Origin of the sequence: Pseudomonas sp. NMI542_15 (assembly GCF_021283425.1) — a bacterium.
Lineage (GTDB): Bacteria > Pseudomonadota > Gammaproteobacteria > Pseudomonadales > Pseudomonadaceae > Aquipseudomonas > Aquipseudomonas fortuita.
Map to the genome: position 1 here is coordinate 30,853 of NZ_JAJSRO010000003.1, position 24,285 is coordinate 55,137.

A 24,285-nucleotide genomic window follows, 5' to 3' on the forward strand; every position below is an offset into this window, starting at 1 on the left:
AAAATAGGTTAGAGCTTCATCACCAGCATGCCTGCAAGGACCAGCCCGCAAGCTAGGAGTCTTGGCCCGCCAAAAGGTTCTTTGAGGTAACGCATACCCAGCAACACCACCAGGATCACGCTCAACTCCCGCAACGCAGCCGCCTCGGCCACCGACCCCAGGTGCATGGCCCACAACACCAGGGCATAGCTGAACAATACGCAGAACCCTACCGCCAGCCCGAGCCGCCATTGTGTACGCCAGAACAGTACAAACGGCGCCCGCCGCGCTATGCCAGCCAACAATGGAAATTGCCAAGCACTGAGCAGGGTCAGCCACACCAGGTAATCCCACGGTTTGCCCCACAGTCGCACGGCCTGGCCGTCGAACCAGGTGTAGCAACCAATGCACAGGCCAATCAACGCAACCACCGGCAACATCGACCAGGGCAGCCGGTCACCGCCGCCGCCCTGCCACAACAGGCAGGCCATTCCACAGGGGATCAACAGGATACCGATGATCTGCTGCTGGCTCAGCGACTCCCCGGCAAAGGCCAGAGTCAGCCCCAGCACCACCAGCGGCGACAGCCCGCGCATCAGAGGATAGACCAGCCCCAGGTCGCCCACGCGGTAGGCCTTGATCAGCAGATAGCGGTACAGCTGCTCGGCCAGCGCCGAGGCAACCAACCAGGGCCATATTTCCGCCGGCGGCACATCGACGAAGGCGACCGCCAGCACCGCGAACACCAAGGCCACCGTGTCCATGCTGGCGATCACCAGCAAGCGCTCGCCGCTGAATTTGATCAGGGTATTCCAGGTCGCATGCAGCAGGGCGGCGACCAGCACCAGGGATGTTGCCAACACGCCTTCTTATCCTTAATGGCTTTTTTATTGCTGTGAATATATAGCGTTCAGGGGCCGCTGTGCGGCCCCCTTACATGGGAACGATTGGAACGAATCCGGTCAAAGCTTGTGTCCCGAACCCCGTGCCAGGTCATCAAAGAACTGCCCGAGCCATTCGGGTAACGACTTGGAAGCCACTGTCACAGGATTCGGGATGCTTGAATTAGTTGCCGCGTTTATCTGCCTCACCACCCTCCTTACCTATGTAAATTACCGTTTCATCGGCCTGCCGCCCGCCATCGGCGTGATGGTCACGGCACTGCTGTTCTCCCTGATACTGCAAGGCCTTAGCCTGATCGGCTTCCCTGGCCTGGAAGAGCGCGTCGAAGGGCTGATGAACCAGATCGATTTCAACGACCTGTTGATGCACTGGATGCTGGCGTTCCTGCTGTTTGCCGGCGCCTTGCACGTGAACCTCAGCGATTTGCGCAGTTACCGCTGGCCGATAGGGTTGCTCGCAACGATTGGGGTGCTGATCGCCACCGTGGTCATCGGCTACCTGTCGCACTGGGTATTCGCGATGTTTGGCTGGCAAGTGCCGCTGATCTACTGCCTGCTGTTCGGTGCGCTCATCTCGCCCACCGACCCGATTGCCGTGCTGGGCGCGCTGCGTACCGCCAACGCCTCCAAACCGCTCAAAACCACCATCGTCGGCGAGTCGCTGTTCAACGACGGCACTGCGGTAGTGGTGTTCACCGTGTTGCTGGGCATCATCCAGCTGGGTGAAACGCCGAGCATGACCGACACGGCGATCCTGTTCGCCCGCGAGGCCATCGGTGGCGTGGTGTTTGGTGGCCTGATCGGCTACGCCACCTACCGCATGATCAAGAGCATCGAGCAGTACCAGGTGGAAGTCATGCTGACCCTGGCGCTGGTCATCGGTGGCTCGGCCATGTGCTACGAGCTACACGTTTCGGCGCCGATCGCCATGGTGGTGGCCGGCCTGATCATCGGCAACCTGGGACGCAACCTGGCGATGAACGACATGACCCGTCGCTACATGGACGGTTTCTGGGAGCTGATCGATGACATGCTCAATGCCCTGCTGTTCGCACTGATCGGCCTGGAGCTGTTGCTGCTGCCGTTCAACTGGATGCACCTGGCGGCCGGCAGCGTGCTGGCGCTGGCGGTGCTGCTGTCGAGGCTGCTGACCGTGGCCCCGGCCATCGTCCTGCTGCGCCGCTGGCGCCCGGTGCCCAAAGGCACGGTGCGGGTGCTGACCTGGGGTGGCCTGCGTGGCGGGGTGTCGGTGGCCCTGGCGCTGTCGCTGCCACTGGGCGAGGAGCGTGACCTGCTGCTGTCGATCACCTACATCGTGGTGTTGTCGTCGATCCTGGTGCAGGGCTTGAGCATCGGGCGAGTGGTGCGCAAGGTCAGCGCCCAGCCTTGAGATTGCCGGGGCCGCTTTGCGGCCACTCACGGCACAAGGCCGCTCCCACAGCGAGAATGCGACTTCCTGTGGGCGCGGCCTTGTGTCGCGATGGGCTGCGGAGCAACCCCAGAAAATCACTCGACTGCCGAATCCGGGAACTGGTCCTGGACATACTTGATCTCGGTGCGCCCGTGCGCTGCCGGCAAGCCGTCGTCACCGAGGTTGACGAACACCATCTTGTCGACGGTAAGAATGCTCTTGCGGGTGATCTTGTTGCGCACTTCGCACTTGAGGGTGATCGAGGTGCGGCCGAATTCGGTGGCAGTAATGCCCAGTTCGATGATGTCACCCTGACGCGAAGCACTGACGAAGTTGATTTCGGAAATGTACTTGGTCACTACACGCTGGTTGCCCAACTGGACGATGGCGTAGATGGCCGCCTCTTCGTCGATCCAGCGCAACAGGCTGCCACCGAACAGGGTGCCATTAGGGTTGAGGTCTTCGGGTTTAACCCACTTACGGGTGTGAAAGTTCATCTTTGCTCCTGACCTGCTTGGCTAACGTGTAGCAATGATGGCAGAGCGGCTGCCCTCGCTCCATTGAACATCGACTATCGTCGCGATTAATCGACGGAAAACCTTGGGCAAGCTGCCGGGGGCGGCTATAATCTGCGCCGCTTCACATGGTTGCCCACAGCGGTGCCATGCCCGCCACCTGTCCGAGGGGCGCTGCAGCAGGCTAGGCCTGTCAGGCTCGGATGGGGCGTTGCTCGCTCTCGCGGGCGCTTAACGCACAACGGCGCCCATTCGCACACTACGAATGGAGGCTCTCATGAGCGCTGCAAACATGCCTGCTGGTTTTACCGATTACAAAGTCGCTGACATCTCCCTGGCCGCCTGGGGCCGTCGCGAAACCATCATTGCCGAATCGGAAATGCCTGCGCTGATGGGCCTGCGTCGCAAGTACCTGGCCGAGCAACCGCTCAAGGGTGCGAAGATCCTGGGCTGCATCCACATGACCATCCAGACTGCCGTGCTGATCGAAACCCTGGTTGCCCTGGGTGCCGAAGTGCGCTGGTCGTCCTGCAACATCTTCTCTACTCAAGACCAGGCCGCCGCTTCGATCGCCGCCGCCGGTATCCCGGTATTCGCCTGGAAAGGTGAAACCGAAAAAGAGTACGAGTGGTGCCTGGAGCAGACCATCCTCAAGGATGGCCAGCCATGGGACGCCAACATGATCCTCGACGACGGTGGTGACCTGACCGAGCTGCTGCACAAGAAATACCCGCAAGTGCTGGACCGCGTGCACGGTGTAACCGAAGAGACCACCACTGGCGTGCATCGCCTGCTGGACATGCTGGCCAAGGGCGAGCTGAAAGTCCCGGCGATCAACGTCAACGACTCGGTCACCAAGAGCAAGAACGACAACAAGTATGGCTGCCGTCACAGCCTGAACGACGCCATCAAGCGTGGTACCGACCACCTGCTGTCGGGCAAGCAAGCGCTGGTGATCGGCTACGGTGACGTGGGCAAGGGCTCGGCCCAGTCCCTGCGTCAGGAAGGCATGATCGTCAAGGTCACCGAAGTTGACCCGATCTGCGCCATGCAGGCCTGCATGGACGGCTTCGAGCTGGTCTCGCCGTTCATCGACGGTATCAACGACGGCACCGAAGCCAGCATCGACAAGGCCCTGCTGGGCAAGATCGACCTGATCGTCACCACCACCGGTAACGTCAACGTCTGCGATGCCAACATGCTCAAGGCCCTGAAGAAGCGTGCCGTGGTCTGCAACATCGGCCACTTCGACAATGAGATCGATACCGCCTTCATGCGCAAGAACTGGGCCTGGGAAGAGGTCAAGCCGCAGGTGCACAAGATCCACCGCACCGGCGCTGGCAGCTTCGACCCGCAGAACGACGACTACCTGATCCTGCTGGCAGAAGGCCGCCTGGTCAACCTGGGTAACGCCACTGGCCACCCAAGCCGCATCATGGACGGTTCGTTCGCCAACCAGGTGCTGGCACAAATCTTCCTGTTCGAGCAGAAGTACGCCGACCTGTCGGCCGAGCAGAAAGCCGAGCGCCTGACCGTTGAAGTACTGCCGAAGAAACTCGACGAAGAAGTGGCCCTGGAAATGGTCCGCGGCTTCGGCGGCGTGGTCACCAAGCTGACCAAGCAGCAAGCCGACTACATCGGCGTGACCGTCGAAGGCCCGTTCAAGCCGCACGCCTACCGCTACTAAGTAGTCGCAGGCAACGCTTCGCAACGATGCCCAAGCCAGGCCGGCCCACACCGCCCTGGCTTTTACTTGCAACCTGCCGCTTGAAGCAGGCTGCTTGAGGAACGAGTGATGTCACAAGAACGCCGCTACAGTTTCGAGTTCTTCCCGACCAAGACCGACGCCGGTCACGAAAAGCTGATGGGCGTCGCTCGCCAGCTGGCCACCTACAACCCGGACTTCTTCTCCTGCACCTACGGTGCCGGTGGCTCGACCCGCGACCGCACGCTGAACACCGTGCTGCAGCTGGAGAGCGAAGTGAAGGTACCGGCCGCACCGCACCTGTCGTGCGTGGGCGACTCCAAGGACGACCTGCGCGCCTTGCTGGCGGAATACAAGGCTGCCGGCATCAAGCGCATCGTCGCCCTGCGTGGCGACCTGCCCTCCGGCATGGGCATGGCCAGTGGTGAACTGCGCTACGCCAGCGACCTGGTCGAGTTCATTCGCCAGGAAACCGCTGACCACTTTCACCTGGAAGTGGCCGCCTACCCCGAAATGCACCCGCAGGCTCGTAATTTTGAAACCGACCTGGCCAACTTCGTGCACAAGGTCAAGGCGGGCGCCGACAGCGCCATCACCCAGTACTTCTTCAACGCCGACAGCTACTTCTACTTCGTCGAGCGCGCACAGAAGCTGGGCGTGGACATCCCGGTGGTACCCGGCATCATGCCGATCACCAACTACAGCAAGCTGGCGCGCTTCTCCGACGCCTGTGGCGCCGAAATCCCGCGCTGGATCCGCAAGCAGCTGGAAGCCTATGCCGACGACACCGCCAGCATCCAGGCATTCGGCGAAGAAGTGATTACCCGCATGTGCGAACAGCTGCTGCAAGGCGGCGCACCGGGCCTGCACTTCTACACGTTGAACCAGGCCGACCCAAGCCTGGCGATCTGGAACAACCTGAAGCTGCCGCGCTGAAACTTTTTGGCAAAGTCTGCTTAAGAAATGATTAAGGCTTTGGACATAGACTAAAGCCTTAATCTTTTTCGGGTATACAGGTCTTGCCAGCCATGCAGCATCCCCAGCCATCGCGCCCACAGCTTGTCTACCTGGCTTTTGGCCCGGCAACCTATCATCAGGAAGCCTGCTTCAGCATTGTCAGCGCCCTCGCCCACTTGGGGACGACAGCAGCCGATGCCATTGGCATCCAGGTGTACACCGACAACCCACAGCCCTACGCCAAGCTGCCCGTCACTGTCCACTTGCTGGACGAAGCCACGCGCCAGGCATGGAACGCTCCTCACGGTTATCATTTTCGCAGCAAGCATGTGCTGCTGTGCCAGGTGCTACAACAACACCCGCTGGCAGTGCTGATCGACACCGATACCTTCTTCCGCACATCGCCGCTGCACCTGTTCGCCCGAGTGGCCCCAGGCAAGCTGCTGTGCAATGCCATCGGCCCGCGCTATGGCGCAAACCAGAAGTGCCTGCTGTACCGGAACCTACTGTCCATCCTGCAAACCCGGGGCCTGGCCGACTGCCAGATGCCACTGGTCAACTCTGGGGTAATTGGCCTCACAGCCGAGGACGCCGGTACCCTGGACCGCTCCATCGACATGATGGACGAGTTCTACCCCTTGGCTCGCGAGGCCTATACCCTCGAGGAGTTCTGCCTGGCAGTGGCGGCATACCGCAAACTGGAGGTGGCCGAGTGTACCGACGTCATCCACCACTACTGGAGCCGCAAAGCCCAGTTCCGTGCCAAGATCCAAGCCTGGCTGCGCAAGCACGGCCACGACCCATTGGGCGGCGAAGCGCTGGCTGACGTTGCGTTGGTCAACGACCAACTGCCGCGCCCCCCTACCCTGCACCGCTTGGGTTACAAGGCACTGAGCCTGACCCTGCCCAGCCACGAGCGCCAGTTTGCGCGCGAATTGCTCTATGGCTGCTACCCCTATCCCAATGAATTCGACCGCGCCTGCGCGCCGGCCTGGTGGGACAAAGCCCTGGAAAACCTCCATGCACGCCATGGCCGTATGGCACCCGAGCGGCTACGTCAATGCCTGCGTCACCCGGGGCTGCGGTTGTCGCTGGGCGAACGGCGCAAAGATGTCGAGGCATATTTGCTGAGGTCTTCCCAGGCTTGAGCAGCCCTGTGCTGGCCTTGAATCGGCCGAGCGCGTAATCTGCGGCCATGCCACTCGTCGCCCGCCTGTTCTGGATCCTGCTGCTCGCCTGCCTGAGCCCGTTGGCTCTGGGCGAGCGCCTGCGCCTGGTATCCGATGACTGGGCGCCCTACATTTATCAGCACGAGGGCCAGCCCCTCGGTATCGACTACGAAGTCACCACCGAGGTATTCAAACGCCTTGGGGTTGAGGTGGAATGGCAGTTCCTGCCATGGAAGCGCTGCCTGGCAATGATCGAGAAAGGCTTGGCCGACGGTATTCTGGACATCTTCCAGAGCGAGACGCGGCGGCCCTATCTGGTGTACGCCCCCGAGCCCATGTCGGAGGTCGAGTTCGTGCTGTTTCAGGCCCGCGCACGCCGCCATGCCGTGGCCGGGTTCAAGGACCTGGCGGGCCTCACCGTCGGCACCTCGCCCGGCTACGCCTATGGCGACGCGTTCAACCAGGCGACCCATTTTCGGCGTGAAGCCGCGCCAACGCAGGAAGCCAACTTCGGCAAACTGCTGCTGGGCCGTATCGACCTGGCAATCACCGACCGCGTGGTCGGGCATTACCTGATTCGCCGTCTGGGCCTTGAACAACAAGTCGAGGAACTCCCGCTGGCAATCAGCCGCCAAGCCCAGTACCTGGGCTTGGTGCGCAAGCCAGGGCGCGAAACACTGGCCCTGGCCTTTGCCGAAGAACTGCAGAGGTTCAAGCACGAACCGGCCTTTGCCGCCATCAGCCACCGTTACACAGGCGACATCGGAAACATTCTCAACGCCGTTGAGCAGCAGGAAAGCAGCACAGCGCGATAGCTCTGTTATACTCGGGCCTTCCCGCCCGGCTCACGCCCGGACGCTCGGCCTCGTAACAGGCATCCCGATCGGCACCGACGCACCTTCGCGTCACCCTCCGTTTCCCGGATGTGCAGTGAAAGCCCAGCTGGACCGGACGCGATCGCATCCCACCGATGCCCGTCGCGCCAGGCAGAACATCCCAACGGGCCCAGCCCACACGAGAACAGGATCGCCCATGTCCTTTGCTTCCCTCGGTCTCTCCGAGGCTCTTGTCCGCGCTATCGAGGCTGCGGGCTATACCCAGCCGACCCCCGTGCAACAGCGGGCGATTCCCGCCGTGTTGCAAGGCCGCGACCTGATGGTTGCCGCTCAGACAGGTACTGGTAAAACCGGCGGCTTCGCCCTGCCGATTCTCGAGCGCCTGTTCCCCGCCGGTCACCCCGACAAGTCGCAGCGCCACGGCCCTCGCCAGCCTCGCGTGCTGGTCCTGACCCCGACCCGGGAGCTGGCAGCCCAGGTGCACGACAGCTTCAAGGTCTATGCCCGTGACCTGCCACTGGTCAGCGCCTGCGTCTTCGGCGGCGTAGGCATGAACCCGCAAGTCCAGGCGATTGCCAAGGGCGTTGACGTGCTGGTTGCCTGCCCGGGCCGCCTGCTCGACCTGGCCGGCCAAGGCAAGGTCGACCTGGCCCATGTCGAAATCCTGGTGCTCGACGAAGCCGACCGCATGCTCGACATGGGCTTCATCCACGACGTCAAGAAGGTACTGGCGCGCCTGCCATCCAAGCGCCAGAACCTGCTGTTTTCGGCCACCTTCTCCAAGGACATCACCGACCTCGCCGACAAGCTCCTGCATAACCCGGAGCGTATCGAGGTCACGCCGCCGAACACCACTGTCGAACGTATCGAGCAGCGTGTCTACCGCCTGCCTGCCAGCCACAAGCGTGCGCTGCTGGCACACCTGATCACCCTGGGTGCCTGGGAACAGGTACTGGTGTTTACCCGTACCAAGCACGGCGCCAACCGTCTGGCCGAGTACCTGGAAAAGCAAGGCCTGACCGCTGCCGCGATTCACGGTAACAAGAGCCAGAACGCCCGCACCAAGGCCCTGGCCGACTTCAAGGCCAACAGCGTCCGCGTACTGGTCGCCACCGACATCGCTGCCCGCGGCCTGGACATCGACCAGTTGCCCCACGTGGTCAACTTTGAGCTGCCGAATGTTGAGGAAGATTACGTGCACCGCATCGGCCGTACTGGCCGCGCCGGTCGCTCGGGCGAGGCCATTTCGCTGGTCGCGCCAGATGAAGAGAAGTTGCTCAAGAGCATTGAGCGGGTTACCCGGCAGAAGATCGCGGACGGCGACCTGATGGGCTTCGACGCCAGCCAGGTAGAAGCCGAAAAACCGGAAGTACGCGAACGCCCGCAGAACAACGGCCGTGGCGGTCGCAACCAGCCCCGCGGCGAAGGTGGCAAAGACGCCAACGGTGGCCGCAAGGACAAAGGCAAGGATAAAGGCAAGGCCAAGCAGCCAGCGGCCGGCAAGCCTGCAGACAAGGAAAAGTCCGGCGACAAGCCGCAGCAACGCAAGCCGCGTGACAACAAGCCGCGCCAGCAGCAGGCCAGCCAGAACAGCGTGCCCAAGCCGCCAGCCGACCGTGCCCCGGATGAGTTCCTGGATGACGAAGTCGACAACTTCGGTAACCGCGCCGATTACGTCAGCCCGTACCAAGGCAAGAACCAGGGACGTAACCGTCGTCCTGGCGGTGGTACTGGTGCAGGCCAGAGCCAAGGAGGTGCTGCCCCGCGTAGCAACGGTGGCGGTGGTCAGGCTCGCAATGGCGGCCAGCCACGCACTGCAAACGGTGAGAAGCGCCCGCCGCGCAATAACAACGGTGGTGCTCGCCGTGATGGCGGTGGCCGTGGCCGCCCGGCCCGTGACGATGCTGCCCGGCAAGAGCCGGCCGTGCGCAACACGCGCCAGCCGGAAAAACAGCCGGTGATCATCCGCAAGGAGTCCAAGCTCGACCGTTTCCCGACGCCTGAGCAACTGGATGATCTGCCGAGCCGCCCGCGCGGTGAGCGTCCCGCCCTGTTGACCCGAAAAGGTTAAGCCAGAGGCAGCCTGTAGCGGCCCTGTCAGGGCCCTGAACGGGAAATGAAAACGCCGCCCAATGGGCGGCGTTTTCTATTGCCAAGGCAATGCTTACTTCTGCTTCACACCTTCGACACTGATATCCAGGTCGAGGGTCTGCGAAGTCGGGCCTGGGCCTTTGATACCGAAGTCGTTCAGGTTAAGGGTGGTGGTGGCGTTGAAACCAGCACGCTCACCACCCCATGGGTCCTTGCCTTCACCGTTGAAGGTGGCCTTGAAGGTGACCGGCTTGGTCACGCCGTGCAGGGTCAGGTCGCCGGTCACGTCAGCAGTCTTGTCGCCAGTCGACTTGACGGCGGTGGAGACGAACTTGGCTTCAGGATACTTCTTCACGTCGAGGAAGTCGGCGCTGGCGATGTGCTTGTCACGCTCGGCATGGTTCGACCACAGGCTGGCGGTTTTCAGGTCGACGCTGATCTTGCTGGCTTCAGGCTTGGCGCTATCCCAGGTGAAGTTGCCGTCGAAATCCTTGAAGGTACCGTGAATAAAGCTGTAACCCAGGTGGCTGATCTTCCAGTCGACAAACGCGTGCTGGCCTTCCTTGTCGATCTTGTACTCGGCAGCCATGACCTGGCCGGCGGAAAGCAGAGCGGTACCGAGCGCCAGAGCGGCAAAAGTCTTTTTCAACATCCTTATTTCCTTCCTATGCAATTGAGGTTGAGAGTCAAGCTTTGCGGCCCAACATGCGGGTCAGGGTCGCGTCACGGTCGATGAAATGGTGCTTGAGCGCTGCCAGGCCATGCAGCACGGCAAAAATCACCAGGCCCCAGGCAAGCCACAGATGAATCACGCCAGCCACATCTGCCTGATCAGGCAGGTCGCTGACCAGTGCCGGTACTTCGAACAGGCCAAACACCGATATGCCGACGCCGTCAGCGGTAGAAATCAGGTAACCGGCAGCCATCACCGCAAACAGGCCAAGGTACAGCGCCAGATGGCCCAGCTTGGCCGCTAGCCGTGTGGCCGCGCCGTGGTTGGCAGGTGCCGGTGGTGGCGGGCTGATGAAACGCCAGACTACCCGCAACAGCATCACCGCCAGCAGCACCAGGCCGATGCTCTTGTGCAGGTCCGGGCCGGCCTTGCGCCAAGGGCTGTAGTAGTCGAGGCCGACCATCCACAGGCCGAGGCCGAACAGGCCGAAAACTGCCAGCGCCACGCCCCAGTGCAGGATGATGCTGACCACGCCGTAGCGAGAAGGTGAATTGCGCAGTTGCATGTTGGCGTGTTTCTCCGTGGAAGCTGTGCACAGACTAACGCGTAACGTATCGAATAAAAGCGGAAAAAATTGCTTCGGATTATCGATAAATCCGATATGTATTGTGTAAGCTTCCCATTAAGGAAACATTAACGATAGTCGGGGAGAACACCGGCAACAAGCAAGCTGCTGTGGAAGCGGGCTTGTTCCGCGAAGGAGGGCACGCGGTGTCTGGCACCGGCTTTGCCGGTGTTCGCGGGGCAAGCCCGCTCCCACAGAGTCCCCGCTAACTCAGGGAGTTAGCGGGGACTCTGTGGGAGCAGCCAGCACCTTCGATCAATCAGCCAGCCTTGGCCTGGTTATTGGCCACAGGTTTCTTGGTCGGCTCGGATTTGGCTGTCGCCTTCTTGGTTTCGGCAGGCTTGGGAGCTGGCTTGTGCGCCGGGGCATGCTTGGCCGGGGCGGCCTTGGTTGCCGCAGGCTTGGCAGCCGGTTCCTTGGCTACAGGCGCAGGCGCTGCCGGGGCCGGCGCGGCCTGTGGAGCAGGCGCAGGTGCCGGCGCCACTTCCTCAGCTTTGGCGATTGGCTCAGCCTTCACCTCTGGCGCTTGCGCCCCACCGAACAGGCGTTTGAAGAAGCCTGGCTTGTCCTGCTTGGCCTCTTCGGGCTGCTTAGGCTCAGCTTTGGCCGGCGCCTTGTCAGCCTTGTCGCCCTTATCGGACGAACCACCAAACATATTGGAGAAGAACCCGCCCTTGCTGTCCTTGGTGGCCGCTGCACCGGCTGCCGCTGCCGCCGCAACCGGCACCGCCTTGGCGGGGTCGAACGACTTGCCGGCCAGCAGGTCCTGCGCCTGGCTGGCCGCACGCTGGCCACTGCGCAGGGCGCCTTCCAGGGTGCCTGGGTACAGGGCGTCGGTGTGCTCACCGGCAAAGGTGATGCGCTGCACTGGGCGCTCCCACAGGCGCCAGTACTTGCTGATCTGCCCCGGGCCATAGGCCAGGTACGCGCCGCCAGTACCAGCATCGGTGCTGTAGCGCTTCACCTCGTAACCGGTAAAGGCACCGCGGGCTTGCGGGTAGAACGCATGCAGGCGGATCAGCACCTGGTCGACCATCTGCTTGTCGCCAAACGCCTGCAGCAGGCGGGCATTGTCGCCGGAAAGGTTGATCACCACGTTGGCGCCGCCCTTGAGCGCGGGCTCGATCCACAGCATGCCGAGGCCGGTATTACTGAAGATTTCGCCCGACATGCGCGCGCGGCTTTCCCACACGGGCTTCTTGAACTTGAGCATCAGCTGGTCGCGCCAGCCATAATTGGTGCCTTTGAGCGCCGCCAGGTGCTGGTTGTCCAGGCCTGGAGTCATCTGGATCTTGGCCAGGGCGCGCAGTGGTACGGCCATGACCAGGTAATCCGCCTGGTAGCCGACACTGCCAACTTTGACCGTTACACCATCCTTGTCCTGGACGATGGCAGTGACAGGTGAGCTGGTCTTGATGGTCTTCAGCTGCTTGACGAAGGCCTGGGCCAGCACCGGGCTGCCACCGGGCAGGCGCGCGGCACGCAGGTCGCGGTCGCTGACACCACGGTACACTCGATTCTGCTGGGCGAAATACAGCAGCGACAGACGCGACGGCTCATCGTAACGGGTACGGATCTGCTGGTTGATCAGCTGACGGGCAGTGGCCGGCAGTTGCAGTTTGTCCAGCCAGGTGGAGACGTTGATCTGGTCGAGTGCGAACAGCGTGCTGGTTGCCTGCGGGTTCAGCGGGTCATCGATTGAACGGGCCAAGTCATCGAGGGTTTTCTCGTAGCGCTTGAGCGCTTCGGCGGTAGCCGGTTGCTTGGTGGCCAGGTCGGTGGCGCTGAAGTACTCACCGTCGATGAGGTAACCAGGGGTACGCACGAACTCCGGTGCCGCCAGTGTTTCAAGCTTGAAACGGTCCAGGTAATGGTTGAGCACCGGCTGCGCCTTGGCATTGCCGATCCACTCGCTGGTGGCCAGGCCCGAACGCCCACCCATGCCCGATTTGGCCTCCAGCAGGGTCACCTGCCAGCCTTTGTCCTGCAGCTCATAGGCTGCCGTCAGGCCAGCCAGGCCGCCACCCACGACAATCGCCGTGGGCGTCTTGTCCTTTGCCAGCGCGGCGCCGCTGGTGACACCAATCAATACCAACGCGCACAGGCGCACCCAAGCAGCAGCCATGTCGGCGAACTCCGAGTCAGAGGTTACAGAAACAGGGAGAGGCAGGAATGCCCCGAGAGAGATGCGTTAAGAATACGTCAGCTCCGCCGGCCCTGCCAGCGCAGTGACATCAAGTCCTTTTGGCAACTGACATTTTTGCCAGTAGCCATGTCACACGGCGGCAGGCGAAGCTGGCGAAACTGGCCAGAAGCCCCGCCAGGAGGGCATGCGCATGATCTTCGAGGAGCACTTCCAACACGTCGAACGGCAGTTTCTATGGCACAAAAAAACGCTTCATACAGCCTCCGGCCTAAGTATCCGCTCCAACAGCACCTCTTGGACCGGCTTTCATGAAGCGTTCAAGGGTGAAGACGGTACCGAACTGGTCATCGGTGAACACAGCGACGTAGAAATCGTCTTCGCCCAGGAAGTCGAGTGCCTGCGCCTGGAATACTACGTAGTCAGCGACTTTCTCTGCGACGACCTGCACATGCTGTTCGATGCTGAAAGGGTTGATTACGACCTGGTCGCCCCGGTCCCGCGCACCTTTTACTGGCTCACAGTGGAAGGCAGCGGGTTTAGCGACCTGCGCCCCGGCCCCATTGCCACGTACCCCTACCACCAGGTGATCGACGGCCCCTTCCGCCGCCTGACCATCTCCACTTCGCAGGCCGGAACCGTGCACATCCGCCGGCTGGAATGGACCGGCACCCAACGTCATTGAAAGGCAGCGGTTGTCCTGCCCTGCGGCATTGCTTAGGCTTACGCGGTCGAACCACGCCGCAAAGCCAGGAGAAGTGCCCATGGGCCTCAACGATCAGTGGATGCAACGTGACCTCAAGGTCCTGTGGCACCCCTGTACCCAGATGAAAGACCACGAGCAGCTGCCGCTGATCCCGATCAAGCGCGGCGAAGGCGTGTGGCTTGAGGACTTCGAAGGCAAGCGCTACCTGGACGCGGTGAGCAGCTGGTGGGTCAATGTGTTCGGCCACGCCAACCCGCGCATCAACCAGCGCATCAAGGACCAGGTCGACCAACTGGAGCACGTGATCCTGGCCGGTTTCAGCCATCAGCCGGTAATCGAGCTGTCCGAGCGCCTGGTGGCCATGACCCCGGCCGGCCTTGACCGGGTGTTCTACGCCGACAACGGCTCGTCCTGTATCGAAGTGGCGCTGAAGATGAGCTTCCACTACTGGCAGAACGTCGGCAAGCCGGGCAAGAAGCGCTTCGTCACTCTGACCAACAGCTACCACGGCGAAACCATCGCCGCCATGTCGGTAGGTGATGTGCCGCTGTTCACCGAAACCTACAAGGCGTTGCTGCTGGACACGATCAAGGTGCCTAGCCCCGACTGCTACCTGCGCCCCGAGGGCATGAGCTGGGAGGCGCATTCGCGCAACATGTTCGCCGCCATGGAGCAGACCCTGGCCGAACACCATGCCTCGATCAGCGCCGTGATCGTCGAGCCGCTGATCCAGGGTGCCGGCGGCATGCGCATGTACCACCCGGTGTACCTCAAGCTGCTGCGCGAGGCCTGCGACCGCTATGACGTGCACCTGATCCACGACGAAATCGCCGTGGGCTTTGGCCGCACCGGCACGATGTTCGCCTGCGAACAGGCCGGTATCCGCCCGGACTTCCTGTGCCTGTCCAAGGCCCTGACCGGTGGCTACCTGCCGCTGGCCGCCTGCCTGACCACCGACAAGGTCTACCAGGCGTTCTATGACGACTACCCGACCCTGCGCGCGTTCCTGCACTCGCACAGCTACACCGGCAACCCGCTGGCTTGTGCTGCGGCGCTGGCGACCCTGGATATCTTCGAGCAGGACAACGTGATCGAAGCCAACAAGGCCCTGGCCACGCGCATGGCCACCGCCACTGCGCACCTGGCCGAGCATGCTCACGTTGCCGAAATCCGCCAGACCGGCATGGCCCTGGCTATCGAAATGGTTCAGGACAAGGCTGGCAAAGTGGCCTACCCCTGGCAGGAGCGTCGCGGCCTGAAGGTGTTCGAGCATGCCCTGACCCGCGGCGCCTTGCTGCGGCCGCTGGGCAGCGTGGTGTACTTCCTGCCACCGTACGTGATCACCCCTGAGCAGATCGATTTCCTTGCCGAGGTCGCCAGCGAAGGCATCGACATCGCCACCCGCGACAGCGTCAGTGTTGCCGTGCCGGCCAACTTCCACCCCGATTTCCGCGACCCGGGCTAGCCCGGCAATTCGCCACACCACTTTTCCTGTGGGTGCGAGCGTGCTCGCGAACAAGGGCGAAGCCCTTGCCAGGCACCGCAGCGCCTGATTCGCGGGCACGCCCGCTCCCACAGGGGATCTGTGTCTCTCTATTTACCGAGCAAACCCATGAGACTGTCCCGCTTCTTCATCGACGCCCCCCTGAGCCTTGGCGAGCACGACCTGCCTGAAGCCCAGGCCCACTACATCGGCCGCGTACTGCGCATGGCCCCCGGCGACGCCGTGCAGCTATTCGACGGCAGCGGCCAGGAATACCTCGGTCAGCTGCTTGAAGTGGGCAAGAAAACCGTACGCGTCAACCTTGACCGGGCCATTGCCGGCCAGGCCGATTCACCGCTGCACGTGCACCTCGGCCAAGGCCTGTCCCGCGGCGAGCGTATGGATTGGGCGATCCAGAAGGCCACCGAGCTGGGCGCCAATGCAATCACCCCGATCGTCAGCGAGCGCTGCGAAGTGCGGCTGAAAGACGAGCGCGCCGACAAGCGCCTGGCCCATTGGCGGCAAGTGGCAATCAGCGCCTGTGAACAATGCGGTCGTTCTACCTTGCCGGTCATCCACCCACCCGTGACCCTGGCCGAATGGCTGGGCAGCACCAAGGCGGACCTGAAACTGGTCCTGCACCCGGTGGCCGAGCCGCTTACCAGCCACGAAAAACCTGCGACCCTGGCGTTTCTGATCGGCCCCGAAGGCGGCCTGAGCGAGGCCGAAGTCGAGCAGGCCAAAGCGTCCGGCTTCCACGCCGCCCGCCTCGGCCCGCGCGTGCTGCGCACTGAAACTGCGCCCGTTGTGGCGCTGTCGGTGGCACAGCAACTGTGGGGCGACTTTTGACTAGAGCACGTAGAACGACACCGCCACGAAATGCAGCAGGCTGCCGGTAATCACGAACAGGTGCCAGATGCCGTGAGCGTGGCGCAAGCGGCTGTCGAGCGCGAAGAAGATGATGCCCACGGTGTAGAACACCCCGCCGGCGGCCAACCAGGCAAAGCCGGCGCTGCCCAGCGATTGCAGCAACGGTTTCACTGCCACCAGCACGATCCAGCCCATCACGGCATAAATGATGATCGACAGGATCCGCGCCTCGGAACGCGGCTTGATCTCTTGCAGCATACCGATCACCGCCAGCCCCCAGACCACGCCGAACAGGCTCCAGCCCCAGGGGCCGCGCAGGCTGACCAGGCAGAATGGCGTGTAACTGCCGGCGATCAGCAGGTAGATAGAAAGGTGATCGAGCTTGCGCATGATTACCTTGGCCCGCCCGCGGGTGCTGTGGTACAGGGTGGAAATGCTGTACAGCAACAGCAGGGTGCTGCCGTAGATGGAGAAACTGACGATCTTCCACGGGTCCCCTTGCAGGCCCGCGACCACGATCAGCCAGATGGCACCGATACAGGCCAGGACAGCACCGACCAGGTGGGTCCAGGCATTGAAGCGTTCACCGTAATACATGCAAACACAGACCTCTTCAGGTGGGCTGGGTTCCTGATGTGATGCTGATGGCCTCTTCGCGGGCATGCCCGCTCCCACAGGTAATGCACAGGACTCAAGGTCAGTGGTGTACCTGTGGGAGCGGGCTTGCCCGCGAAGAGGCCCGCACAAGCATCATCCTAGCCAAGGTCAGGTTGCAGATCCGCGTCACGCACCAGCCTTTCCAGTGCAACCAGGTCCGGCACCCGAGCCACCTGCTCGCCCACCTGCACCGCCGCCAGCTCCAGCCTGCCCAGCGCCACGTCCACGTAGTTCAGCTGGCTGTCGAGCTTGCACGAGCGCGGGATGTCTTGCAGCAACAGCGCCAGGTAGCGCAGGCCGGTATCACCCAGTGCGTTGAGCACGACTACCCGGGCCCGCTCACCGCACGGGGTTTCACCCCCACACGCCGCCTCGAAGCCGATCAGCGGCAGGCGCTGCTGCCGCCAGTCGATCCAGCCCAGGTGCCAGGCGGGGTCGCCGGGCTGGCACACCAGGTTGCGCTGCCCGCTCAACTCAGCCACCGCCACGTTGGGCAGCACCAGGGTGCGATCACCCAAAGGCAGCAACAGCCCGGTCAGGCTGCTGCGCTGGCCGGAAATCAGTTCAAGCATGGGGCTGGCTCCAATGGGCGATACTCTGCAACAGCAGCGACTCCTGGTACGGTTTGCCCAGGTATTCGTTGACGCCGATGGCCATGGCACGGTCGCGGTGCTTCTGCCCGGTGCGCGAGGTGATCATGATGATGGGCAGGTCTTTCAGCCGCTCGTCACGGCGAATGCGTGTGGCCACCTCGAAGCCGTCCATGCGCGGCATTTCGATGTCCAGCAGCAACACGTCGGGGCGGTGGTCTTCCAGCAGGGCCATGGCATCAACCCCGTCCTTGGCCGTCAGCACGCTCATGCCGTGGCGTTCCAGCAGGCGGCTGGTGACTTTGCGCACGGTCACCGAGTCATCCACCACCATCACCAGCAACGCACGCCGCGGCGCCGGGCCGAGCAGTTGGCGCTGGGCTTCGCCGCCGGGCAAACGTGCCAGGCGCCGCTGCTGGCCGCGCAGCTGGCCGAGCAGGTCGAGAATCAGCACGACCCGCCCGTCACCCAGCAATGTCGCCCCCGACAACCCGGCCACCGCAGCAAACTGTGGCCCCAGGCTCTTCACCACGATCTCGCGGCTGGGCGACAGGCTGTCGGCCTGGATGGCGAACGACTGCTCCTTGGAATGCACCAGCAGCACTGGCAACGGCACGCTCTGCCCCAGCAGCGCGGGGCGCGGCACACCTTGCAGCAACTCGCCCAGGTAACGCAGCTCGTATTCGTGGCCGCCGTAGACATAGCGCGGCGTGTCCAGCTGATAGCACGCTGCGAGCTCTGCCGGCGGCACGCGGACAATGCCCTCGATGGTATTGAGCGGGATGGCGTACTGCTCTTCGCCCAGGTGCACCATCAGCGCACGGTTGATCGATACGGTGAACGGCAGCCGGATCAAGAAGCGTGCACCCTTGCCCTGGGCCGACTCGATGCTCATCGAGCCACCGAGCTGCTTGACCTCCTCGTGCACCACATCCATGCCCAGACCGCGCCCGGAAATCTGGGTGATCTTCTCGGCGGTGGAAAACCCCGGGCGCAGGATGAACTGCAGGATCTCGTGATCGCTCAAGTCTGCGTGCGGATCCAGCAGGCCGCGCTTGATGGCCTTGCGCCGTACCGCGTCGAGTGGCACACCGGCACCGTCGTCAGTCATTTCGATAACGATATCGGCACCTTCGTGCAGCAAATTCAGGTGGATGGTGCCCTGCTCCGGTTTGCCAGCGGCCAGCCGTGCTTCGCGGCTTTCCAGGCCATGGTCGACAGCGTTGCGCAGCATGTGCTCCAGCGGTGCGACCATGCGCTCGAGCACACTGCGGTCCAGTTCGCCCTCGGCGTTGCCGACCACCAGTTCCACCTGCTTGCCCAGTTCGCTGGCCACCTGCCGCACCACACGCTGCAGGCGTGGCACCAGGCGTTCGAAGGGCACCATCAAAGTGGCGGTCAGGCCTTCCTGCAACTGGCTGTTCACCCTGGCCTGCTGCTGCAGAAGGCTGTAGGCCTCCTGGGCGCGTTGGGCCAGGGTTTCCTTCAGGTCGAGCAAGTCCGAGGCAGACTCGAACAAGGCCCGCGACAATTGCTGCAACTGCGAATGGCGGTCCATTTCCAGGGGATCGAAGTCGTCGTAGGCATCGCCTTCGAACGGCTGCCGGCTGGAGATCCGCCCCTGGGTCTCGTTATCCAGGCGCAGCAACTGGTCGCGCATGCGCTCCAGGGTGGTTTCCATCTCGTTGAGGGCGAACTGCGCATCGTTGACCTGCTGCTCGATGCGCCCACGAATGATCGAGTGCTCGCCAGCCAGGTTGCCCAGGTCATCGAGCAACTCGGCATCAACCTTGACCATGTCGCCTGCGGCCCGCTCTGGCGCTGCCGCCGGCAACTCGCTGGCGGCTGCCTCGACAGGCCCTTGGCCGGCCGCACTGTCGGTCAGGGCCGCGCTGCTGAAGTTACGGATATAGTCGATCAGTGCCGTGGCCGCATGCAACGGCTGCCCCAGGCGTACGGCATCCAGCATGTGCGCCAGGCGATCATGGCAATTCTGCAACAGCGCGAACAGTGGCGGGCTCGGCGGCAAACGCCCGGCAGCCAGCAGCTCGTACAGAAATTCCAGTTCGTGTGCCAGGTCACCGATGGGGGCAATTTCAACCATGCGCGCCACACCCTTCAGGGTGTGCAGGTCGCGCATCAGGTTGTCCACCTCGACGCTGCTACGCGGGTCGGCCTGCCAGCGCGCCAGGGCGGCAGCGGCGCTCTCGACAATGTCCGAGCTTTCTTCGAGGAACACTTCCAGCAACTCTTCGCCTGGGCTTTCCGGCTCGTCTGGCAGTGGCTCACCCACCTCTGGCAGCGAAGGGTCATGCGACAGCCCCAAAGTACCGCTCAGGTCCATGTCCGGGTGCAGCGGTGTCACCTTGTCGATGCCCACCAGGCCGGTGGTATCCGGTGCCAATGCCTGGTCCAGCAGCGTGCGCAGGCCATCGACCAGTTCCGGGCGTGACACGATGTCCTGCCCCGCCGCTACTTCGTCGAGCATGTCCAGCAGTGCCTCATGGGCCCGCTGCGTGTGGGCGAAAAAGCGTGCATCGGCTGGCAGGCTGCCCTCTTCCACGGCGCCATACAGATCGAGCAAGGCCTCGCACACGTCATCCATCTGCCACAAGTCGGCCAGGTGCGCGGCATGGCCCAGGCTGGTCATCTGGTCGAGCAGGGTATCCAGCGCGTCGCGCTGGCCGGGCTGTTGCTGCCAGCGCGACAACAACGACTCGGCATCAAGCAGAATGTCCATGGCCTGGGCCAGAAAACTGGCAACCAGCTGCGGGTCGCGCTTGCTACGCCGGGCATGCTGCGGGTCGTCATGCCCGCTGGCCAGGCGGCTATCGACTGCCTGGCCAACCGCTTCGATCAGCTCCGCGGCGCCAGGGATGGCGGCCAGTGGTGTGCTGTCGAGTTGCGCCAGGCCCAGATGGAACAGCGAGCGCGCGGCTTCCAGCCATTCGATCTCGGCCATTTGCAGTGGCAACTGATGGCCCTTGTATTCACGGGCCAGGCGGTCGAAGGCGGTGGCCAGCTCAGCGATCGGCATCACCCCGGCCATGGCGGCACTGCCCTTGAGCGTGTGCAGGGCACGTTGCAGGCCATCGCTGACCGGCGTGTCGTGGCCGTCGGCGCCCTGCAGGAAATCATCAAGGCTGGCCAGGTGGCCCTGCGCCTCACTGCGGAAGATATCCAGCAACTGTGGCTCAAGGCCATCGATACTGGCCGCCGGTGCATCGTTTTCAGCCAAGGCATGCAGGTGCCCGGCCAGTTGTTCGATTTCGGTCAATTGCGGCAGCTGGCCGGTGGCAAAGTCCGCCAGCAGATCGGGCAAATGGACGAACACCTGTTGCAGGGCCACCACGCCTTCCGGGCTGAGCGCGCTGCGGCCCTCCAGCACCCGGTTCAGCAGGTGCTCGGCGCCCCAGGCAAGTTCGGCCACCGCCTCGGCATGCACCATGCGGCCACTGCCTTTGAGGGTATGCAGCGCACGGCGCACTTCCCCCAGCGCCCCGCGCTGCTGGTTATCGGCACGCCAGCGCAGCCAGTGACGCTCGATTTCCGGCAGCAACTCGCCCGCTTCCTCGAGAAACACCTCGCGCAGTTCGTCATCGATGCCATCGCCATTGGCATCCAGGCCCGCTCGGGCATCCGCCTGCGCACAGTGCACACCCAACGCCGCCAGGCTGGCACACGCCATGTCGATGAACGGCTGGCCATCCGCCAGCGGGTCGGCCACCCGCCACTGCAGGTAGCATTCAGCGGCGCTGAGGGCCTCGGCCAGGTGGGTCAGCTCGTCGGCAGGCGGCTCCTCCTCCAGGTGCTGCAACCAACGCTGCACATAGCTTGCACAGCCGGCAAGCAGCTCGGCCACGGCGGGCAGCATCAACATGGCCAAGGCCCCGCGAACCTGCTGCAACAGCCCTGGCAAGGGCTGCAGGCGCTGCCGGGGCCAGTCGGACTCCACATAGTCACCGATCAGGTCCTTGGCCTGCTGCAACACGTTCAGCGATTCGTTCAGCACCAGCTGGCGTATCTCGGCCAGGTCCGAGCCTGGCAGGCCGGCCTGGCCGTTTTCCTCCAGTGGGCCGACCATGCCATTCAGGGAGGCTTCCACATACAACAAGGCGCCCGCTACATCCATCAACACCGCGTCGTCCACGGCTCGTTCGCCCTGAGCCAGGGCCTGCAGCGCCAACACCTGGTCGATGATCACCCGCCGTGGTTGCTGGAAGCCCAGTACAGCCAGCGTATCAGCCACGTGGCGCAGCGGCGCCAGCAGGGCATCAAGCTGCTCGCTGTGCTGGCGGTCGCTGCGCACGAACTGGTCCAGGCGCTCCTTGATGCGCATAAGGTCGTCGCACAGTGCGGTCACCACCGAGCGCAGGGCATCGCGGCCCGGCCCGGCCTGCAACTGTTCGCGCCAGTTGCCCAGCGAGAGGTCGAGGTTGGCCAGGTCGTCAGAGCCGGCAAAGCGCTGCGCAGCACCGCTGATCAGGCTGGCCTGGGCCAGCGGCTCGATGCCACGGCAGGCGCGCAGCTGGTTGAGCAGCGGCAGCATCACCAATGGCAGGTCGTGGCGGGCACCGCGCAAGCGCTCAAGGTATGAGGGCAACTGCTCCAGGCCCCGGAACAGCGCACCCAGGCAATCACCCCGTGGGCTCACCTGGCCGTCGGCCATGGCCTTGGCGAACAGCTCCAGTTCTTCGGCCAGACGCGTCGCACCTCGCAGCTCGAGCATGCGCAGGCAGCCATGCACCTGGTGCAGGTTGTCGACCACAAAGGCGAGTATCGACAGGTCGCCTGGCTCGCCGGCGAAACGCTCCAGCGCCTGACGCGCCTGGCCCAGGCAGTCGAGGATGGCAGCCTTGGTCCAGGCCAGCGCCACCGTGTCGTGGCGCTCGGGGCTTACAGCAACAGATGCCATTGTCACTTCCTCAAAGCGGCGCTTCACTTGGGCTCGGCAGGTGGCGGCAGGGTGAAGCCGGACACCGACCGGCGCATCTCGCTGGCCATGCGGGCCAGGTGGCGGATGCTGTCGGCAGTGGCCCCGGAGCCGGCGGAGGTCTGCGCGGTAATCTGCTGGATGACCGCCATGGTGTGTGAGATCTGCCCGGCCGACGAGGTCTGCAACTGGGCAGCGTCGGAGATGCTGTGGATCAGGTCGGCCAGGTTCTGCGATACGCCTTCGATTTCGGCCAGCGCCACCCCGGCATCCTGGGCCAGGCGGGCGCCGCGCACCACTTCGGCGGTGGTCTGCTCCATGGAGATCACGGCCTCGTTGGTGTCGGCCTGGATGGTGCGCACCAGCGCCTCTATCTGGCGGGTAGCCGATGATGAGCGTTCGGCCAGGCGCTGCACCTCGTCGGCGACCACGGCAAACCCACGGCCGGCCTCACCGGCCAGCGAGGCCTGGATCGCCGCGTTAAGGGCAAGGATGTTGGTCTGGTCGGCAATGTCGTCGATCAGGCTGACAATGTCGCCGATTTCCTGAGAAGACTCACCCAGGCGCTTGATCCGCTTGGCGGTGTCCTGGATCTGCTCGCGAATGTTGTCCATGCCATTGATGGTGTTGTGGACCACCTCGTTACCCTTGTTGGCGATGGCCACCGAGCGTTCGGCCACCTTGGCCGATTCGTAGGCATGCGCGGATACCCGGTCGATCGACTCGACCATGTCGCCGACGGCTTCGGAGGCCTCGCTGATCTGCTCGGCCTGGTGCTCGGAGGCCTTGGCCAGCTGGCGAGCGGTGTTTTGCGTGTCCTGCACGGCTGCGGCCACCTGCACGGCGCTGTGGTTGATGGTGGCCACAAGGTCGCGCAGCTGGTCTACGGAATAGTTGATCGAGTCGGCAATGGCGCCGGTAAAGTCTTCGGTTACCGATACGGTCACGGTCAGGTCGCCATCGGCCAGCTCTTCGATTTCGTCGAGCAGGCGCATGATCGCCTGCTGGTTGCGTTCGTTCTTTTCCGCCGTTTCGCGCAGCTGGCGGTTGGTGGTGCGCACCATGACCAGGCCGATGAGAATGATCGAGGCCAGCGCCAGCACGCCCAGGGCATAGCCGCCCACAGTATCGAGGGTGCGCCCGCCGGCCAGGTTCTCGAAACCGTTGGCCAGGTGCGACGCTTCGTCGAGCAGGGTTTGCGACAGGCTGAAGATGTTGCCGGCAGCTTCGCGCACGCGGAACAGTTCGGGCGAGGTTTCGAGGATTTCATCCACAGAACCGGCGACGAACTGGAACAGTTCGGCGATTTCCGCCAGCCGCGCGCGGGCGTCGGCGTCTTCGACGCGGGTTATCTGGATTGCCGCGTTGCCGCTGAGCATGCCCTCCAGCACCTGGCCAAAGCGGCCGGCATCACGGCCAAAAGCGTCGGCCGCCTGGGCTGCGGCATCGTCACCGGCCAGCACAGTGTTGACCGAACCGAGGATGCGCTCGGCCAGCAACAACTGGCGCTGGGCCACCGCCACCTGGTTGGCCGGGGCGCCGCTTTGCAGCAGGATCTCAACCACCTTCTCGTATTCCACCTGCAACTGCGGCACGGTTTCGGCCAGCGTCGCCGCCACCTGGTGCAGCGACAGCACGGTCTGCTCGCTGGCCAGGATGGTGTCGGTGTTCTTGCGCAGGTTTTCCCAGTCGCGGCGTACCGATTCCATCTCGTCACGCACCGTGGGCGGCGCGGGCGGCAGCCCGGTGGACTTGTCACCCTGGCGCAGGTAGCCCCAGCGCCGCTCAAAATCGTTGCGCGCATCCGACAGCAGCTTGAATGCAAGGGCCTTGCCGGTGGCGGCTTCAGTGGCGTTCTTGGCGATGCGTTGCGACAGCACCCGCAGTTCCCCGGCATGGCCGATGTACTGCTTGTCGTAATTGGATTGGGTGTTCAGGTACGCGAAGTTGGCGAATAACAGGATGATCGACAGGATCAGGATCAAAAACAGCACAGTGATCTGCGCGATGCTGCGGGTACGCGGGCTCACGGTGGTCGCG

At 63.4% G+C, this 24,285-nt stretch carries 18 protein-coding genes and 1 riboswitch; of the genes, 9 read left to right on the forward strand and 9 right to left on the reverse strand.

Annotation, left to right across the window (positions count from 1 at the left end; genetic code table 11):
• Nucleotides 1–8: 8 nt before the first annotated feature.
• Nucleotides 9–842 (reverse strand): DMT family transporter, encoded by an 834-nt coding sequence (locus LU684_RS06190; protein ID WP_232894264.1) that lies wholly within the window; start codon nucleotides 840–842, stop codon nucleotides 9–11.
• A 193-nt stretch (nucleotides 843–1,035) separates the two neighbouring features.
• On the opposite strand from LU684_RS06190, the gene LU684_RS06195 reads away from it, so the two are divergent.
• A complete protein-coding gene (locus LU684_RS06195; RefSeq protein ID WP_023046976.1) occupies nucleotides 1,036–2,271 on the forward strand; it encodes a cation:proton antiporter in 1,236 nt (411 codons plus the stop codon).
• Between the two features lie 116 nt (nucleotides 2,272–2,387).
• Here the strand turns inward: LU684_RS06195 and LU684_RS06200 are convergent, their stop codons facing one another.
• Entirely contained in the window at nucleotides 2,388–2,789 is a 402-nt protein-coding gene (locus LU684_RS06200; RefSeq protein ID WP_016489524.1) for an acyl-CoA thioesterase, read from the reverse strand.
• 178 nt (nucleotides 2,790–2,967) lie between these two features.
• A riboswitch (S-adenosyl-L-homocysteine riboswitch) is annotated at nucleotides 2,968–3,064 on the forward strand.
• Between the two features lie 20 nt (nucleotides 3,065–3,084).
• On the opposite strand from LU684_RS06200, the gene ahcY reads away from it, so the two are divergent.
• The 5 genes from ahcY (at nucleotide 3,085) to LU684_RS06225 (ending at nucleotide 9,545) form a co-directional block, all read left to right on the forward strand.
• The gene (ahcY, locus tag LU684_RS06205; RefSeq protein ID WP_232894265.1) at nucleotides 3,085–4,494 is read left to right on the forward strand and encodes an adenosylhomocysteinase; all 1,410 of its coding nucleotides are present in this window, start codon (nucleotides 3,085–3,087) and stop codon (nucleotides 4,492–4,494) included.
• Between the two features lie 108 nt (nucleotides 4,495–4,602).
• The gene (gene metF, locus LU684_RS06210) at nucleotides 4,603–5,448 is read left to right on the forward strand and encodes a methylenetetrahydrofolate reductase [NAD(P)H] (protein ID WP_023046975.1); all 846 of its coding nucleotides are present in this window, start codon (nucleotides 4,603–4,605) and stop codon (nucleotides 5,446–5,448) included.
• A gap of 92 nt (nucleotides 5,449–5,540) precedes the next feature.
• Nucleotides 5,541–6,617 (forward strand): hypothetical protein, encoded by a 1,077-nt coding sequence (locus LU684_RS06215; protein ID WP_232894266.1) that lies wholly within the window; start codon nucleotides 5,541–5,543, stop codon nucleotides 6,615–6,617.
• 47 nt (nucleotides 6,618–6,664) lie between these two features.
• The gene (locus LU684_RS06220; protein ID WP_016489528.1) at nucleotides 6,665–7,453 is read left to right on the forward strand and encodes a substrate-binding periplasmic protein; all 789 of its coding nucleotides are present in this window, start codon (nucleotides 6,665–6,667) and stop codon (nucleotides 7,451–7,453) included.
• Between the two features lie 217 nt (nucleotides 7,454–7,670).
• Nucleotides 7,671–9,545, forward strand: coding sequence for a DEAD/DEAH box helicase (locus LU684_RS06225; protein ID WP_095116415.1), 1,875 nt, complete (start codon nucleotides 7,671–7,673; stop codon nucleotides 9,543–9,545).
• Nucleotides 9,546–9,638: 93 nt separating this feature from the next.
• Here LU684_RS06225 and LU684_RS06230 read toward each other — a convergent pair whose 3' ends face one another.
• From LU684_RS06230 to LU684_RS06240, 3 genes are all read right to left on the reverse strand, one after another.
• Nucleotides 9,639–10,217, reverse strand: coding sequence for a YceI family protein (locus LU684_RS06230; protein WP_016489530.1), 579 nt, complete (start codon nucleotides 10,215–10,217; stop codon nucleotides 9,639–9,641).
• A gap of 34 nt (nucleotides 10,218–10,251) precedes the next feature.
• A complete protein-coding gene (locus LU684_RS06235; RefSeq protein ID WP_095116411.1) occupies nucleotides 10,252–10,803 on the reverse strand; it encodes a cytochrome b in 552 nt (183 codons plus the stop codon).
• Nucleotides 10,804–11,122: 319 nt separating this feature from the next.
• Nucleotides 11,123–12,988, reverse strand: a complete 1,866-nt coding sequence (locus tag LU684_RS06240; RefSeq protein ID WP_232894267.1) for a flavin monoamine oxidase family protein — start codon at nucleotides 12,986–12,988, stop codon at nucleotides 11,123–11,125.
• A gap of 211 nt (nucleotides 12,989–13,199) precedes the next feature.
• On the opposite strand from LU684_RS06240, the gene LU684_RS06245 reads away from it, so the two are divergent.
• From LU684_RS06245 to LU684_RS06255, 3 genes are all read left to right on the forward strand, one after another.
• Entirely contained in the window at nucleotides 13,200–13,691 is a 492-nt protein-coding gene (locus LU684_RS06245; RefSeq protein WP_016489533.1) for a hypothetical protein, read from the forward strand.
• 79 nt (nucleotides 13,692–13,770) lie between these two features.
• Nucleotides 13,771–15,177: an adenosylmethionine--8-amino-7-oxononanoate transaminase gene (locus LU684_RS06250; protein ID WP_232894268.1), complete on the forward strand. Its 1,407-nt coding sequence runs from the start codon at nucleotides 13,771–13,773 to the stop codon at nucleotides 15,175–15,177.
• A 147-nt stretch (nucleotides 15,178–15,324) separates the two neighbouring features.
• On the forward strand, nucleotides 15,325–16,044 hold the full coding sequence (locus tag LU684_RS06255) for a 16S rRNA (uracil(1498)-N(3))-methyltransferase (RefSeq protein ID WP_023048334.1): 720 nt from the start codon (nucleotides 15,325–15,327) through the stop codon (nucleotides 16,042–16,044).
• Here LU684_RS06255 and trhA read toward each other — a convergent pair whose 3' ends face one another.
• The 4 genes from trhA to LU684_RS06275 all read right to left on the reverse strand — a co-directional run bounded on the left by trhA (nucleotide 16,045) and on the right by LU684_RS06275 (nucleotide 24,275).
• Nucleotides 16,045–16,662, reverse strand: a complete 618-nt coding sequence (trhA, locus tag LU684_RS06260; protein WP_070086476.1) for a PAQR family membrane homeostasis protein TrhA — start codon at nucleotides 16,660–16,662, stop codon at nucleotides 16,045–16,047.
• A gap of 158 nt (nucleotides 16,663–16,820) precedes the next feature.
• Nucleotides 16,821–17,294, reverse strand: a complete 474-nt coding sequence (locus LU684_RS06265; protein ID WP_016489537.1) for a chemotaxis protein CheW — start codon at nucleotides 17,292–17,294, stop codon at nucleotides 16,821–16,823.
• Complete coding sequence (locus tag LU684_RS06270; protein ID WP_232894269.1) at nucleotides 17,287–22,227, reverse strand: hybrid sensor histidine kinase/response regulator; 4,941 nt, start codon at nucleotides 22,225–22,227, stop codon at nucleotides 17,287–17,289. The genes LU684_RS06265 and LU684_RS06270 overlap by 8 nt, the downstream gene beginning before the upstream one ends.
• A gap of 23 nt (nucleotides 22,228–22,250) precedes the next feature.
• Nucleotides 22,251–24,275, reverse strand: a complete 2,025-nt coding sequence (locus LU684_RS06275; RefSeq protein WP_224372594.1) for a methyl-accepting chemotaxis protein — start codon at nucleotides 24,273–24,275, stop codon at nucleotides 22,251–22,253.
• Between the last annotated feature and the right edge of the window lie 10 nt (nucleotides 24,276–24,285).

Excerpts from the sequence above, each read along its gene's own strand:
- LU684_RS06195 (WP_023046976.1), top strand. The coding sequence starts at position 1,036 with ATGCTTGAATTAGTTGCCGCGTTTATCTGCCTCACCACCCTCCTTACC.
- LU684_RS06200 (WP_016489524.1), bottom strand. The coding sequence starts at position 2,789 with ATGAACTTTCACACCCGTAAGTGGGTTAAACCCGAAGACCTCAACCCT.
- ahcY (WP_232894265.1), top strand. The coding sequence starts at position 3,085 with ATGAGCGCTGCAAACATGCCTGCTGGTTTTACCGATTACAAAGTCGCT.
- metF (WP_023046975.1), top strand. The coding sequence starts at position 4,603 with ATGTCACAAGAACGCCGCTACAGTTTCGAGTTCTTCCCGACCAAGACC.
- LU684_RS06215 (WP_232894266.1), top strand. The coding sequence starts at position 5,541 with ATGCAGCATCCCCAGCCATCGCGCCCACAGCTTGTCTACCTGGCTTTT.
- LU684_RS06220 (WP_016489528.1), top strand. The coding sequence starts at position 6,665 with ATGCCACTCGTCGCCCGCCTGTTCTGGATCCTGCTGCTCGCCTGCCTG.
- LU684_RS06225 (WP_095116415.1), top strand. The coding sequence starts at position 7,671 with ATGTCCTTTGCTTCCCTCGGTCTCTCCGAGGCTCTTGTCCGCGCTATC.
- LU684_RS06230 (WP_016489530.1), bottom strand. The coding sequence starts at position 10,217 with ATGTTGAAAAAGACTTTTGCCGCTCTGGCGCTCGGTACCGCTCTGCTT.
- LU684_RS06235 (WP_095116411.1), bottom strand. The coding sequence starts at position 10,803 with ATGCAACTGCGCAATTCACCTTCTCGCTACGGCGTGGTCAGCATCATC.
- LU684_RS06240 (WP_232894267.1), bottom strand. The coding sequence starts at position 12,988 with ATGGCTGCTGCTTGGGTGCGCCTGTGCGCGTTGGTATTGATTGGTGTC.
- LU684_RS06245 (WP_016489533.1), top strand. The coding sequence starts at position 13,200 with ATGATCTTCGAGGAGCACTTCCAACACGTCGAACGGCAGTTTCTATGG.
- LU684_RS06250 (WP_232894268.1), top strand. The coding sequence starts at position 13,771 with ATGGGCCTCAACGATCAGTGGATGCAACGTGACCTCAAGGTCCTGTGG.
- LU684_RS06255 (WP_023048334.1), top strand. The coding sequence starts at position 15,325 with ATGAGACTGTCCCGCTTCTTCATCGACGCCCCCCTGAGCCTTGGCGAG.
- trhA (WP_070086476.1), bottom strand. The coding sequence starts at position 16,662 with ATGTATTACGGTGAACGCTTCAATGCCTGGACCCACCTGGTCGGTGCT.
- LU684_RS06265 (WP_016489537.1), bottom strand. The coding sequence starts at position 17,294 with ATGCTTGAACTGATTTCCGGCCAGCGCAGCAGCCTGACCGGGCTGTTG.
- LU684_RS06270 (WP_232894269.1), bottom strand. The coding sequence starts at position 22,227 with ATGGCATCTGTTGCTGTAAGCCCCGAGCGCCACGACACGGTGGCGCTG.